Source organism: Paenibacillus melissococcoides (genome assembly GCA_944800085.1).
Lineage (GTDB): Bacteria > Bacillota > Bacilli > Paenibacillales > Paenibacillaceae > Paenibacillus_B > Paenibacillus_B melissococcoides.
On record CALYLO010000009.1, the window covers coordinates 203701 to 217286 of the forward strand.

Consider the following 13586-nt stretch of genomic DNA (forward strand, 5'->3'; position numbering starts at 1 on the left):
AGTGTTATCTCACCGCCCACGGTCTCTTTTAATCATGGTTGGGGAGTAAAGAACTGACGAAAAACTTAGCACTGTCCATTGAACTGAAAGTGGAGTGTGTGGAAATTAGTGGAGGATAGCGAGCTGGAGATAAATGGACAGAAATCGAAAAGAGGGGCAGCCCCCTCTTTTCGCACTCTTCCACCTATGTATTGGACCGTATTTGTCCGTCTTCCGTTCATGAGCCCATTGGTGTACGCTTTGGCGATGTCTGCGTTCTTCGTATCCTGGAAGGGCGCTGTTCCTTGAGCAAGCGGCGTGCCTAAAAAATTTTCGCAGAGCTTCACTGTCAACCTGGCAAAATCGCTCCTGTAATGGGCGATTGGTAAGCATGATCATAGTTCAGCGGAATGAGGCCGTTGCTCTTCGCTTTTTGATAGCCGGGCAACGCCCATGAACTGACGGCATCGCCCTTGGCGGGCTCTCGGACCTCATCCTCGATCCATTGATCCTCCTGGAAGTAATTCGTGATGGTAAGCTGCGTAGTTCCCGGGTTCTTGAGAGCGACCACGGATCGTTCGGCGCGAATATCTCCTCGGGAAAGTACCCCGCAGCGGGCCAACTGATGTACTCATACTTCACCTGCAGCGTGTCGGATTGCAGGTGCGGACCTTGCCTCGATGCCTTAAGGAAAGCCTCTTGAATAATATCCTCGGTCAGGGAATGATCATGCGTCTTGAAATATACGTCCTTGTACACGAATTGATAGAAGGAACGATATACCCATTGTTGCGCGGCAGGATCTAGGCTGGCAAACGGGCTTCGCAACAGATAATACCACTGTTCCATAAAACTCCCCCTATATTGCCATTTTTCCTTATTTTTCGGCTTCCATGTAGTCTATCTAATCGAAGTATACAATAAAAAACGAAAAAGATCATAATTTTTACATAGTTTCTTTATTGTGGTCGATACTTCTGTTTGCTAAAAATAGTAGAAAATTTTGGAGATCTAGCGTTAGTTTTTGCGGAATCCCAACGTTATATAAGTAAGTTGTTGAACAATGGCTGCTTAGACCAGGATACCGGCGAAATCAGCCATTGCTCGCAACATGCCCGCCATGAAAGGAGGGAAAAGCTCGATCCGAGTAGATTGACCGAATCAAAATAGGAAAACAAAAGGAGGAATTTGTAATGAAAAAGAAGCTTGCTATTCTATTTGCGTCGCTCTTGCTCCTTGTGTCAGCCAGTCCCATGTATGCTGCGGGACATAGCGGACAGGATTACGACAACAACGCAGCCGTCAAAGATACCTTGGAAGTAAAGCTGAAGATCCCTGGACAGGCTGCGCCTTATGTCGGGGAGGCCATTGTTGAATATGATAGACCGTCTTTCAGAATGGCGGAAATTACCGTCAATGTCACCTCGCCTGTCGATCAGAAATGGCGCTCTACGTACCAGAACTATGCGCAGGAAGCAAGTCGAGTGGTTGCCCGTGCCGGCACTGCCTTGAAGGAGCAATTCGGCATCAATTTCTTGTCCGTGGCTCAACCTCTATGGCAATCTTCTTCCACGACCAGTTCCGGATTGTTGAACGATGCGCGGAACAAACACGGTTTGACTTACAACGGCAATCAAAAGGCGGATATCATGATTGCGTTCTCGGGCCTCAAACCTAGCGATAATTCCAATATTGCGGGAATCGCTACGCTTGGCAATTCTTATTCCACTATTTTTGACAACGGGTATAGCACGAATGCGGAAACGACCCAGCATGAAGCGGGACATATGTATGGTCTGCGCCACGATGAAGAAGAGAGAGGCTCGAATTATGACGGGAAGAATTGCGTGATGACGGCCGTTGGCTTTGGGTTTATCGATCGGTTCAGCGCCGGGCATCATGCGGATTGGTATGCTGCTAGAAACAAATATTAATAGGAGGCGGCAACGGTTCTTCCTTCTCAATTCTTGGAATTGGGAAGGAAGTTCTTCTCATAAGGGGGTGTGATGATGCCCATCAAGGGAAAAAAGATCGTTCTTTGTCTTTTGATTTTTCTGTTCAGCTTTGTCCTATCCAGTTGTTCGGGCAAGCCGGACTTTTCGCTGATTCAGGTGAATGGCGAGGTCATTTCCCATGAGGATATTCAAAATGTGTTACAGCGCTATGAAGATAAAGGGCAATTCGTCCATGTCTCCGAAGAAGACGTCGTGAAAAGCGCGATTGAAGAGGTGCTTGTGCTTCAGGAAGCCGAAAAACTGGGGATCAAGGTGGATGAAGCCGAATTGGATCATAAAATCGAGGCATTAAAAAACATGAATCATAACTTGTTCTATGATCTGGCCATCAAGCAATATGGAACTATCGACAACTATAGGGAAGCATTAAAGCTGCGAATGCTGTACCAAGGGACGAGAGACAAAATTATGGCTGATTATGTAAAAGACAATCCGATAGATGTTGAACTTGTGAAAGCGCAAATGGTAGCCGAAGGGGTGATTGAGGAACAAAGCGAATATGATAAAGAAGAAAATCGCGCTTTAGTCAGTCAATTTGCGCACAGCTTTGTCCAGAAGAAAGGGAAAGAGCATTTTAATGAATGGGTTCATTCCCTGGTCGAACATGCAAAAATTGAATATGTCCCTTGATCATCCCCGTTTACCGCGGGGTATTTTTACGATGAGAGGTTGGATGTGAATGGGGAAATTATGGGGTGCCCTCATGACGGGCATCGTCATTCTTAACGGGTGCTCCTATTCAGCATCGAATCATGATCTGCCCGGTCGGACGGGAACCGCTTCAAAGCATGATACCGTTGGTGAGACAACACAAGCGTCGAGCGATTCCGAAGCTCAAGATGAGGTTTTCTGGAGCCATCGGGAAATACGTAACCTGCAACGGTTAGATAAATTTGTGGAGAACGTGAAGCAAAAAATAAAGGACGAAATCAATGTTCTAGCAAGCACCAAAGAAGGCGATGTCATCCACACGAATGTCGCATTCGATGGAAATGCCATTCAAGTCACCGTGAACGGCACGCAAGAAACCTACGAGCGGATATCGATCGAGGAACGGTTCAATGCGCATTATAACGGGACTTTCATTGAATACCGGGTTAGGCGGAAAGATGATGAGAGCAAGAAGAAGCTCATTCTCCAAATTCATCCCGACCTTCAGCGCAGCCCATAATCCCCTTTACATCTCCGACTTTTTCCAACATACTGAGAATAGTAGGAAGCAAGCTGTACAAGCTAAAGAAGGTTACAGCCGGCACATCGGGCTTGCACCGAGTGGCGCGTGGCGCTAGTACAGGCGGGAGTGCTTGCTTCTCATCCAGACAAGCTATTAGGGGAGTGATCCGATGTTAAGCGACAAGCTGCTTGCGAAGTTGAACGATCAAATGAATTATGAATTTTATTCTTCCCAGGTGTACCTGGCGATGGCGGCTTACTGTTCGTCGGAGAGCTTTGACGGGTTCGCGAACTTTTTCATCGTGCAGTCGGAGGAAGAGAAATATCACGGGATGAAAATTTTCCACTTCATCAATGCATTGGGCAAACGGGCCATTGTCAATGGCATGGAGCATCCGCAGAATGAGTACAGCTCCTTGCTGGACGCCTTCGAGCATGCCTATGAGCATGAACAGACGGTGACCAAGCGCATCTATGAATTGTCCGATATCGCGTGGGATGAGCGGGAGCATGCCACGATCAATTTCCTCAAGTGGTTCATTGACGAGCAGGTAGAGGAAGAAGCGACCTTCGACAGCATCATTCAGAAGCTGCGCCGCATTGACAATGACAGCAATGCCTTCTATATGCTCGATTCCGAGCTGGCCAAGCGCACCTTTACGCCGGACGAAGCGTAAGCTGCATCCGCAATCAACAAGCTGCTTTCCCTGAGCAAGCTCATGGGAAAGCAGCTTTTTTGGCGTGACCGCTCCTAACATCTTCATGGATAGAATAATGCCTTTGGCAAGTATGGTCAAAATCATGGTGGCCATCGAATATGCGCAGCAAGCGGCAGAGGGGAAAATTGACCCGAATGAATCCGTCAAACTGGCGCAAATAGACAAATACTACCTGCCAAATTTAGACGGTGGGGCGCAGCCCGCGTGGATGGAAATCCTCAAAGCCCAGAAGCTGATTAAGGAGGATGCCGTACCCCTGGAGGAAGTGGCGAACCGGGGATTATGCTCTTCTGCTATCCAAAATGAACAGCCGCACGACCTTTTCTCCCCAAGTTCACAAGCATTTGGATACCCTCCTGGAAGGGCCGATGCAAAGCCCTGGCAACCAGGAATCGTTCCAGCATTTAGGCTTCAAGGGCGGATCCACAAGCTATATGTTAAACACAGCCATGTATGTCTTGGATAAGGAGAACAACTGTACCGAAATAGTCCTATTTTTAAACAATATCGCGAAGCAGGACTACCCGAACATTCAAGAGAACCTGAATGCCTTTTTAAAAGGGGTTCTTGCCAATTCGGAAGTTCGTCGAAAGGTGCATGAACAAATCGGAAGGGCACATTGATTGTTGTGGTATCGGTGGGGAGTGACCCTCCCCAGACACGCAGGCCTCCCTCAGCATGCGAGGGAGGTTTTTCATTTCCCCTTACAAGCTATCCAACTCCACCACATCCCCGCTCGCGGCCATCACGCCGTAGCGGCAATCCAGCTTGCCGCAGAGCAGATACTTGTTCCGCTCCGCATCATACACATAGACCGGCGTTAATTCAAGCCGTCCCTTGAGCTTGTCATAAGCCTCCTCATGGCTGACGGCAACCTTTTCTTCGCGTTGGAACTCATCGAACATGGAGAGCAGCGGCGCGTTGTCCATGTAGTTGATGACTTTGTAGCGATGAGGATCGATGAACAGGAGCAGCTTCCGCTGGAACACACGGTTGCTTGGCGTGCTCAGTCTCAATACGGCTTGAATGTATCCCCTGTCCCGGTGCAAGCTCTTGAGCGCCCACTGTCCAGAATCCTGCGGATAGAGATGGCGCAATGCGGCTTCGATGGCGCCAATGCACTTCGCTTGTTCCGCCTCCGTAATCGGAAAGGAATCGGGATGCGGCTTACGGGCTTCCGCTTGTTCCAGCGTAACGGTCTCGTGAAGATCCAGCTCGATTCTATCAGTAGGTTCCGCTTCCGCAGCCGGCTGCTCCCAAGTCATTGGCTTATCGATATTTACGCTCATTCCCGTATTCCTGTGGATGTCAAACGGGATGGCGGTTAACCCATCATTGGCAATATAGATTTCCTCCAGACCGTACACCGGAATGATCCGCCGCTCCTCCAGCAAGGGAAGCTCCAGCAGCTTCAACTGCTTCTTCGCCAGCGGCTCGACCGCTTCCAGCTTAAGCGTAAGCGAATCGTCCGACTCTTCCAGAAGGGAACGGTTCGGGTATGTTCCGTACACGCTGTAAAAGGTGAGCTTGCCCTCCCCATCGAAGCGAAGCTCGGCCCGCCCGCCGGGTGAGAGGGGCACGCCATCGATGCATTCGGTAAAGTGATATTCTCCATCCTGTTCCTTGTCCAGGCGGAACTGCCGACCATACACGATCCCGGCTTCCGCCTCAATCCACCGGATGACGTCATTCCGGCCTGCATGTTGGAACGGCGTCCCCGCAGCAAATGACTTCCCGCCCACGAAAATGACGCTTTTATATTGGCCGTTATGCAAATTAACCGTAATGACCGCAGTCCCCTCCGGGTTGCCATTTTCTTTCCATTCCGTGATATGGGAAGGGAACCATTCCATGCTGAGAAAATAGTCGGTCTCGTTCAGCGGCGTGACTTCGCGGTACAATTCATGGGAATGCAAGTAATAATGATCCAGTCCGAATTTCTGCTGCGCGGCATCAATCCATTCCTTGATTCGCTTATCCATTTCGGGGTCCTCCGATATTCATTGATGCTTTCATCATACCATTCCGAACCGGTGAACATGAAGCAGAGGCAGACGGGGAGCCTGTTTGTTATGACGGGGTCCTATTTTCCGGGAAATAAAGGCTTCACGTTAGACGGAATACAGGGCACGGTTTATACTAAATTCTGAAGTATGGGAAGAGTTATTTTGAAGTTGGAGACTTTATCGTATATAAGCTGTGTATAAATTAAAAAATCCATTCGCGGAGGAGAGCGAGGCCGATTATGGACAAGCCCAAAATATTGATCGTCGAAGATGAAGAAAAAATTGCCCGCGTGCTGGAGCTGGAGCTGACGTATGAAGGGTATGAGGTCGGCAAGGCGCTGGACGGCCTGGATGGGTTCAGGTTGTTCCAGGAGCAGTCCTGGGACCTGATATTGCTGGATGTGATGCTGCCCGGCATTAGCGGAATCGAGCTGCTGCGCCGCATCCGAGCCCAGGATCCGCATACGATGGTCGTGATGCTGACCGCGAAGGACTCCGTGGAGGATAAAGTATCGGGCCTTGATCTCGGGGCCAATGACTATGTGACGAAGCCGTTTCAGTTGGAAGAGCTGCTGGCCCGCATTCGCGCCTCGCTGCGAATGAGAAAGCTGCCCCCGGCCGCCGAGATCCAGCCCGAGTGGATCACGGTCGCCGATCTGAGCTTGAGCGAGCTGACGCATGAAGTGAAGCGCGGGGAGGACCGCATTGAACTGACGCCCCGCGAGTTCGACCTGCTCGCGTATCTGATGAAGCATGCCCGGCAGGTGCTGAGCAGGGAGCAGCTATTGGATGGAGTGTGGGGATACGACTATTACGGGGATACGAATATTGTGGATGTCTATATTCGCTATCTTCGCCATAAGGTCGACAAGCCCTATGATACGCCGCTGATTCATACCGTGCGCGGAGTAGGGTATGTGCTGAGGGATTCGAGATGAAGCTTAAAAATAAAATCAATCTTTACACCTCGGTATTGTTCATCGCGCTCATCCTGATTGTCAACGCGGCCATTTACTATATTTTCAGCAGCATGATATTGGACAGCGAAGCGGACAGAGTGGCCGCCGAAGCGCAGCAGGCGCTGGCGGGAATCAATCAGGCCGGCACCTCGATTCCGCCCGACGACCTGCTGCGGGCCTATGCGCCGCTCCGCGGCATTCTCCAGATCGTCAATGCGGACGGAAGCCGGGGCGCGGCGGCTGCGCCGCCGGAGCTGAAGAAGCTTCGCGATCTTCCCGTTGCCTATTATCGGCAGGAAGAGCGCAACATTGTGACCTACCAGGGCATTCCGCATGTTTTTGTGTCGCTTCCGATCGTATGGCATGGCGGCGAGGTAGCCAATCTGCAAGTGACGGAAAGCCTGAAGCCAACCGCCGATATGCTCAATATTTTGCGGGTGGTCCTCATTCTGGTGTCGGGGCTTGCTATTCTTCCCGTCCTGATCTCGTCCAAGCTGCTGAGCAACTTCATCACCCGGCCGATCTCATCGATGATCGCGACGATGCGCGATATTCAGCGAAGCGGGCAGTTCAAGCGGATTCCGCTGCCGAAGAAGTCCAAGGACGAGCTCTACCAGATGGGCGATACGTTCAATCATATGATGGATCTGCTTGAGGTGAACTACGAGAAGCAGGGCCAGTTCATTTCCAATGCATCCCATGAGCTGAAGACGCCGCTGACGATTATCGAATCCTATGCATCCCTGTTGAAAAGAAGGGGGAGGGAGCAGCCCGAGCTGTTCGACGAGTCGGTCGAGGCGATTCATTCGGAAGCCATTCGGATGAAGGATCTGACCCAGCAATTGCTGCTGCTGGCGAAGCATGATGAGATGTGGAAGGTCACGATGGAGCCCATCGATCTGGGTTACATGGTTGAAGACTGGGTCCGCGCTTTTGAGAAGGCGTACCACCGGGACATCACCCTCCAGCGGGAAGCGGACGTAATCATCGAGACCGACGTTCAAAAATGCAAACAATTGTTTTACATCGTGATGGATAATGCGCGCAAATATAGCGAGGAAGCGATTGGGGTGTGCATCAAAAAAGAAGGCCGGACGGCGGTGGTCGAGGTTAGCGACAGGGGCATCGGCATCCCGGCGGAGTCATTGGACAAAATTTTCGACCGGTTCTACCGGGTCGATAAGGCCAGAACAAGAGCAAAGGGCGGCTTCGGCCTGGGTCTGGCGCTTGCCAAGGAGATTGCCGACGCGCTGGAAGCCGATATTCGCATCGAGAGTATTGAAGGCCATGGCACCAAGGTTCGAATCACCTTTAAGGAGGCCCCCTCACGCAGTCTTCCCGGTGCTGAGAGCCGGCCTTTTTGAAGTCGCCCATAACGAGTGCCGCAAGGTCAAGCTCAGCGATTTCTCATGTTGCTCATGTATACTGTAGCAAAGCAGGTGAGGGAGTCTGGAAATAGGGAGGCGCAAACATGAAAAAAGCATGGCTAGGCGCAGTCGTCATTGCGTTCTTCGCCATTGTGGTCTGGCAGCTTGTTCGCTTGATTACTTTTGCCGAGCCTTTGTCCGCGGCCGAAGCGGCCAGCAAAGTGAAGGAGATGTACAAGGGCGAAGTGGTGGAAGTCAGCGAGCTTCCGCACGGCTACCGGGTGACAATGGAGCTGGATACGGGAACGTATGAAGTCAGTATTGACAAGGATAAAGGGAAAATCGGCGGGATGACCAGGACAAAGGCGGCACCGGAGCCGGAAACGAAGCCGGAAACGAAGCCGCCCGCTGTGGAACCGGATCAGCAGAAGCCGCCCGCGTCATCAAAGCCGGAAGCGAAGCCGAAGCCCAAAAAACGGCTTACGGAGGACGAAGCGGCCGCTATCGCGCTCAAGACGGTGGACGGTAAAGTCGATGATATCGACCTGATCCAGTCGGGCGGCGTCGCTTATTACCTGGTCGAAATCGATCGGGAAGACGGCGAGGATGGAACGGTTCAGATCAACGCGATCACCGGAGAAGTCAAGTCGGTCACCTGGGATGACTGAGGCCGATCGGGAAGGCCGGCTGCTTCTCAGCAAATTCTCATTTTTCTATCCCCGTATCCTCATTTTCGTTGTCTATAGTAAGGGTAACACCTTATGAAGGAGGCAATAGGATATGAAACGCACATTTATCGCCAGCGTGGCAGGTTTATTATTGCTTGGGGGGGCCGTAGGGGCGGCCGCGGCCGCAGGCACGGCGAACGGCTCCGTTAAGAGCTTGACGAACGGGAGCCCAATCCTGACTTCGAAGCAGGCCGAGGAGATTGCTCTTCGGGAAATCAACGGCGACATCCGAAGCGTCGAGTTGAAAAAAGAGAACGGCCGTACGGTATTTGAGGTCGAAATCATGACGGCAGACGGCCGTGACGACAATGAAGTGACATTGGATGCCGTGTCCGGCAAGGTGCTCAAGGTCGAACGGGATGACGACGATGACGCGGTCGGGCGTCAGCGTGAGCGCCGCCAAAGCCAAGCACAGGAACGCACAGCAACCATTTCGAAGAAGCAAGCGATCGCCATCGCTCTTCAAGATACGCCGGGCAAGGTAATTGAGGCCGATTCCGACAAAAACGTCTACGAAATCGAGATTCGAAGCGGAAATCGCGATATCGAATACAAAATTAACAAGTATACGGGCAAAATTGTGGACAAAGATGTAGATGACGCCGACGATGATGATGAGTGGGACAATGATTAAGGCGGCCTAGGCGGCAGAGGGGACAGGCTCCCCTCTTTTTTTATGGCCGGATCTGCGTCAATCCAACGGCCTGGAGGTCCGGGTCATCGGTACGCTCGACTCCCTCACGATAAGGCGCGGTTCGAATTGAACCCGCTCGTACACGCCCTGCTTCTGCTCGCTAATCCGGTTCAGCAGCAGCTCCGCGGCCACTCTTGCCGCTTCGGCGCCCATAATCGAGACGGAGCTCAGCTTCGGCGTCGTAATCCTCCCCCAAAAGATATTGTCGATCCCGACGACGGCGACATCTTCAGGAACGCGGACGCCTAACTCCTTGAAGCGGTTGAGCAGCCCGATCGCGATCATGTCGTTGCCCGCATACACGGCGTCCGGCATATTCGCCAGTCCGGCGAAGTAATCCGCGGCCTTCATCCCGGTCTGCAGCGAGAAATCGTCGCCGAAATAGACGAGCGAGATATCGACTTGATGCAAAGCGTCCTCATAAGCGAAAAACCGTTCCTCGATAATGTCCTTGGGCGCGCCCGCATACGCGATTCGCGTGCGGCCGATGCTGATGAGATGCTCCATCGCAAGCCGGCCCTCCTGAGCGGACATGCTCACGATATCGGCTTTGATATCCGCGTCCAATTTTTTGCCATAGTTCATGATCGCAATCGGAAGTCCGGATTTGTTGATCCAGTCCTTCAGCGTTTTCGGATAGGCGAGCGGCAGCAGAATCAGGCCATCGACATGCAGCTTTTTGGCTTCCTTCAATATTTCCAGCTCCGCGCGCGCGTTGCCCAGCGTATTGATTTGAACGACGCGATAATCATAATGCTTGGCCGCCTGCTCGACCGCATAGGCGATTTCCGGAACGAACGCATTCCGGATATCCGGCACGGCGAGCGCGATCTGCTTCGTCTGGCGCACCTTCAAGCTTTGGGCAGAAGTGTTGGGAATGAATCCAAGCTCCTCGACGGCGGCCATCACCTTCGCCTTCGTCTTCACGCTGATCCCTTCCGCATCGTTGATCGCTCGCGATACGGTAGCGATCCCGACCCCTGCTCGTGCGGCTACATCCTCTATCGTTACTTTGGTGCGGCCCATTCCTCCATCCCTCCTGCCTTTTCCGGAATTGCTTCCATCTTCATCATGTGAACAAATCAAGAACATCATACCATTAGAATCCCGATTCTTCATTATTATTTCACAAAAACAAAGAACAGATTTGACATTAGCGTGACATTGTGACATATTTAATATCGGAAACGTTTCCGGAATGATTATTCATTTTCCATTCATTCAATCTATCGAACCACTCATTATCTACACGTCCAGGGAGATGACCGCAGTGAAAGCTTTGAGATGGCATGGCGTGAAGGATTTGCGCCTGGAGAATATCGAGGAACCGAAGGCTCTTAAAGGCAAAGTGAAAATCAAAGTCGAATGGTGCGGCATTTGCGGCAGCGACTTACATGAATATACAGCAGGACCTATCTTCATTCCGGAAGGCGCTCCTCATCCCATTACGGGAGAGAAAGCGCCTATCGTTATGGGCCATGAATTCTCGGGGCAGGTCGTCGAAGTCGGGGAAGGCGTGGCCAAGGTGAAAGCCGGGGACCGCGTCGTCGTCGAGCCGATCTACGCTTGCGGCGAATGCGAAGCCTGCAGACAAGGAAAATACAATCTGTGCAGCACGATGGGCTTCCTTGGCCTCGCCGGAGGCGGCGGAGGCTTCTCCGAGTACGTGGCGGCGGAAGAGTATATGGTGCACAAGATTCCGGATAGCGTGTCCTATGAGCAAGGCGCGCTGGTGGAGCCATCGGCGGTGGCCCTGCATGCCGTACGCCAGAGCAAGCTGAAGGTCGGCGATCGGGCCGCCGTGTTCGGAACCGGACCGATCGGACTGCTCGTCATTGAGGCGTTGAAAGCATCCGGAGCGGCGGAAATCTATGCCGTGGAGCTGTCCGAGCAGCGCCGCAAAAAAGCCGAGGAATTGGGCGCCATCGGCATCGATCCATCCCAAGTGGATGTCGTCAAAGAGCTACACGAACGGACCAATGGCGGCGTAGACGTCGCTTATGAGGTGACTGGCGTTCCCCCTGTATTGACGAACGCGATTCATTCCACCTGTCTCGGCGGCGAAGTGATGATTGTGAGCATCTTCGAGCGCGAGGCTCCGGTTATGCCGAACGATATCGTCATGAAGGAGCGGACGATGAAGGGAATTATCGGTTACCGCGATGTCTTCCCGGCCGTCATCAGCTTGATGGAAAAAGGTTATTTCCCTGCCGACAAGCTCGTGACGAAGCGAATCAAGCTTGACGAAGTAGTAACCGAGGGCTTCGACACCCTCCTGGCCGAGAAGAACCAGGTCAAAATTTTGGTCAAAGCGGAATAATAGATACAGGCCGGATCTCTGCGCGAGCGGGGATTCGGTTTTTTTATCGTCAGCTTGAACTATACAGGCGAAAAGCAGCGCGGCTGCAATGCAGGAGCGGGCTGGCGGCCGAAGCGCTGATGGCATGCCTCCCGATCGTTTCTTCTTCCTTTACTTTCAAACAAGTGTCGCGTTGGTAGTACCCCGTTTTGGACAGTCGGTCGTACGGCCGCGCAAAAGGATGTGGGGCAAGACGGACACCAGAGAATATAGAGACGAAAGACGAAAAGTCGGGGGCGGGAAAAGCGGTGGAAGATGGAGCGGGCAGTCAATTCCTGTATTAATGCAGCAATTTATGCTATTTTGACCGACATTTGATGAAATTAATGCAGAAGTACATCATTTCCGCCGATTTTTTCCTTCCGCCTGCTGCAAAGGCTGAAATTGATGCAGTTTTGCAGAAATCCCTGTAACGGAGTAAACACCGTAAGGGAAAACTGTATTTTTACAGCTTTTCGGCCCGTCGAGCTGTGGGAAGAAGGGGTGTCTCACTGCAGCAGCCCAAACTGCTTATGAGACAGCCCCTTTATCGATGGACAACCTAGATGCCGACAGGCCTACTGCGGATTCGTCGTCCAGATGCCTGCGGTCTTGACGAAGACGCGCTGCGGCAGCTTCAAGGCGGCGAGCGCGAGCTCGGCGACATCCTCTGGCTGCATCATCCGGTCCTCATCGCCGATCTTGAGCCCGGCGTTCACGGCCAGCTCGGTATTGACGGTGCTTGGCGTGAGCGCCGTGACGCGAATGTTATGCTTGCGCACCTCCTGCATCAACGCCTCGGTCAAGCCCATGACGGCGAACTTGGACGCGTTGTAGGCGGAGCCGGTCGCGAAGCCGCGCTCGCCTGCCGTCGAAGAAATATTGATAATGCTGCCTTCGTTCTGGGCAATGAGGCCCGGCAGCACGGCGCGCGTGACATAATAGGTGCCCATCAGGTTCACCTGAATGATGCGCTCCCATTCCTCCACCGGCATGTCGGCCAGCGTGCCGAAGGAAGCGATGCCGGCGTTGTTGATGACGATATCAACCGCGCCGAGCTGCTCCTGAATGGAGGCGACAGCCCGTTCGACTTCGGCTTGCACGCCGACATCGGCCGCGGCGATCGCCACCTTGACATCGTATTGCCCGGCCAACTCGGCCTTGAGCGCCTCCAGATCAGACTGCGTGCGGGCAATCAGCCCGAGATGCGCGCCTTCCTTGGCAAGCGCGAAGGCTAATGCTTTGCCGATTCCTTTTCCTGCCCCGGTAATGAGGGCCGTCTTATTCGCGAGATTGTTCAGTTTCATCGTACATCTCTCCTTTTTGGGTTCCTTCCTTGCGCCGATCGCGCATGGTACATGCCAAATCACTTCGAACTGCAGATCCCGCGGAACGCCGCGTATGTATGGTCCGCCGTCTTTGGATGAGCAGGTTCACAGAGCTTGCTCTCTTTATTATAGGTGAACCAGCGGCCAAGATCATATCCATCGTTCATCCTAGTGCATCTTACTAACGGTTATCAACGGCACGGCATAACACGGAGCGGCAGGGGGCCAGGGCCGGTTCCGGCTCCTGCGGATAAATGTTCGAATTTGTATGATAGTATAT

The 13586-nt window shown here is 52.5% G+C and carries 15 protein-coding genes; 10 read left to right on the top strand and 5 right to left on the bottom strand.

Translation table 11 applies throughout. The features are described 5' to 3' along the window. Positions 1-328 precede the first annotated feature (328 nt). Positions 329-601: a hypothetical protein gene (locus OCY70_RS27255; RefSeq protein WP_213427724.1), complete on the bottom strand. Its 273-nt coding sequence runs from the start codon at positions 599-601 to the stop codon at positions 329-331. 571 nt (positions 602-1172) lie between these two features. Here OCY70_RS27255 and OCY70_RS27260 point away from each other — a divergent pair. From OCY70_RS27260 to OCY70_RS27280, 5 genes are all read left to right on the top strand, one after another. Next, complete coding sequence (locus OCY70_RS27260; RefSeq protein ID WP_213427723.1) at positions 1173-1913, top strand: M12 family metallo-peptidase; 741 nt, start codon at positions 1173-1175, stop codon at positions 1911-1913. 72 nt (positions 1914-1985) lie between these two features. Further along, positions 1986-2624: a SurA N-terminal domain-containing protein gene (locus tag OCY70_RS27265; protein WP_213427722.1), complete on the top strand. Its 639-nt coding sequence runs from the start codon at positions 1986-1988 to the stop codon at positions 2622-2624. A gap of 73 nt (positions 2625-2697) precedes the next feature. Further along, the gene (locus OCY70_RS27270; protein WP_261945227.1) at positions 2698-3165 is read left to right on the top strand and encodes a DUF4362 domain-containing protein; all 468 of its coding nucleotides are present in this window, start codon (positions 2698-2700) and stop codon (positions 3163-3165) included. Positions 3166-3337: 172 nt separating this feature from the next. Next, the gene (locus OCY70_RS27275) at positions 3338-3844 is read left to right on the top strand and encodes a ferritin (protein WP_213427720.1); all 507 of its coding nucleotides are present in this window, start codon (positions 3338-3340) and stop codon (positions 3842-3844) included. 64 nt (positions 3845-3908) lie between these two features. After that, entirely contained in the window at positions 3909-4352 is a 444-nt protein-coding gene (locus tag OCY70_RS27280) for a serine hydrolase (protein ID WP_213427719.1), read from the top strand. Positions 4353-4590: 238 nt separating this feature from the next. Here OCY70_RS27280 and OCY70_RS27285 read toward each other — a convergent pair whose 3' ends face one another. Then, entirely contained in the window at positions 4591-5868 is a 1278-nt protein-coding gene (locus OCY70_RS27285; protein ID WP_213427718.1) for a hypothetical protein, read from the bottom strand. A gap of 263 nt (positions 5869-6131) precedes the next feature. On the opposite strand from OCY70_RS27285, the gene OCY70_RS27290 reads away from it, so the two are divergent. From OCY70_RS27290 to OCY70_RS27305, 4 genes are all read left to right on the top strand, one after another. Continuing rightward, positions 6132-6830 carry a response regulator transcription factor gene (locus OCY70_RS27290; RefSeq protein ID WP_213427717.1) on the top strand — a complete coding sequence of 233 codons (699 nt, stop codon included), beginning with the start codon at positions 6132-6134 and terminating at the stop codon, positions 6828-6830. Beyond that, complete coding sequence (locus OCY70_RS27295; protein WP_213427716.1) at positions 6827-8215, top strand: sensor histidine kinase; 1389 nt, start codon at positions 6827-6829, stop codon at positions 8213-8215. The genes OCY70_RS27290 and OCY70_RS27295 overlap by 4 nt, the downstream gene beginning before the upstream one ends. 107 nt (positions 8216-8322) lie before the next feature. Next, positions 8323-8886, top strand: coding sequence for a PepSY domain-containing protein (locus OCY70_RS27300; protein WP_213427715.1), 564 nt, complete (start codon positions 8323-8325; stop codon positions 8884-8886). A 112-nt stretch (positions 8887-8998) separates the two neighbouring features. After that, complete coding sequence (locus OCY70_RS27305) at positions 8999-9580, top strand: PepSY domain-containing protein (RefSeq protein WP_213427714.1); 582 nt, start codon at positions 8999-9001, stop codon at positions 9578-9580. A 57-nt stretch (positions 9581-9637) separates the two neighbouring features. Here OCY70_RS27305 and OCY70_RS27310 read toward each other — a convergent pair whose 3' ends face one another. Beyond that, positions 9638-10666 carry a LacI family DNA-binding transcriptional regulator gene (locus OCY70_RS27310; protein ID WP_213427713.1) on the bottom strand — a complete coding sequence of 343 codons (1029 nt, stop codon included), beginning with the start codon at positions 10664-10666 and terminating at the stop codon, positions 9638-9640. Between the two features lie 244 nt (positions 10667-10910). Here OCY70_RS27310 and OCY70_RS27315 point away from each other — a divergent pair, with 244 nt between their 5' ends. After that, on the top strand, positions 10911-11960 hold the full coding sequence (locus tag OCY70_RS27315; protein ID WP_213427712.1) for a 2,3-butanediol dehydrogenase: 1050 nt from the start codon (positions 10911-10913) through the stop codon (positions 11958-11960). A 596-nt stretch (positions 11961-12556) separates the two neighbouring features. Here the strand turns inward: OCY70_RS27315 and OCY70_RS27320 are convergent. Together OCY70_RS27320 and OCY70_RS27325 are read right to left on the bottom strand one after the other, a co-directional pair. Continuing rightward, positions 12557-13285, bottom strand: coding sequence for a 3-ketoacyl-ACP reductase (locus OCY70_RS27320; protein WP_213427711.1), 729 nt, complete (start codon positions 13283-13285; stop codon positions 12557-12559). A gap of 59 nt (positions 13286-13344) precedes the next feature. Further along, on the bottom strand, positions 13345-13473 hold the full coding sequence (locus tag OCY70_RS27325) for a hypothetical protein (protein ID WP_261945228.1): 129 nt from the start codon (positions 13471-13473) through the stop codon (positions 13345-13347). Between the last annotated feature and the right edge of the window lie 113 nt (positions 13474-13586).

What these genes read in the sequence shown, in the direction of transcription:
- OCY70_RS27260 (WP_213427723.1), top strand. Translation starts at nt 1,173, where the DNA reads ATGAAAAAGAAGCTTGCTATTCTATTTGCGTCGCTCTTGCTCCTTGTG.
- OCY70_RS27265 (WP_213427722.1), top strand. Translation starts at nt 1,986, where the DNA reads ATGATGCCCATCAAGGGAAAAAAGATCGTTCTTTGTCTTTTGATTTTT.
- OCY70_RS27270 (WP_261945227.1), top strand. Translation starts at nt 2,698, where the DNA reads ATGACGGGCATCGTCATTCTTAACGGGTGCTCCTATTCAGCATCGAAT.
- OCY70_RS27275 (WP_213427720.1), top strand. Translation starts at nt 3,338, where the DNA reads ATGTTAAGCGACAAGCTGCTTGCGAAGTTGAACGATCAAATGAATTAT.
- OCY70_RS27285 (WP_213427718.1), bottom strand. Translation starts at nt 5,868, where the DNA reads ATGGATAAGCGAATCAAGGAATGGATTGATGCCGCGCAGCAGAAATTC.
- OCY70_RS27290 (WP_213427717.1), top strand. Translation starts at nt 6,132, where the DNA reads ATGGACAAGCCCAAAATATTGATCGTCGAAGATGAAGAAAAAATTGCC.
- OCY70_RS27295 (WP_213427716.1), top strand. Translation starts at nt 6,827, where the DNA reads ATGAAGCTTAAAAATAAAATCAATCTTTACACCTCGGTATTGTTCATC.
- OCY70_RS27300 (WP_213427715.1), top strand. Translation starts at nt 8,323, where the DNA reads ATGAAAAAAGCATGGCTAGGCGCAGTCGTCATTGCGTTCTTCGCCATT.
- OCY70_RS27305 (WP_213427714.1), top strand. Translation starts at nt 8,999, where the DNA reads ATGAAACGCACATTTATCGCCAGCGTGGCAGGTTTATTATTGCTTGGG.
- OCY70_RS27310 (WP_213427713.1), bottom strand. Translation starts at nt 10,666, where the DNA reads ATGGGCCGCACCAAAGTAACGATAGAGGATGTAGCCGCACGAGCAGGG.
- OCY70_RS27320 (WP_213427711.1), bottom strand. Translation starts at nt 13,285, where the DNA reads ATGAAACTGAACAATCTCGCGAATAAGACGGCCCTCATTACCGGGGCA.
- OCY70_RS27325 (WP_261945228.1), bottom strand. Translation starts at nt 13,473, where the DNA reads ATGAACGATGGATATGATCTTGGCCGCTGGTTCACCTATAATAAAGAG.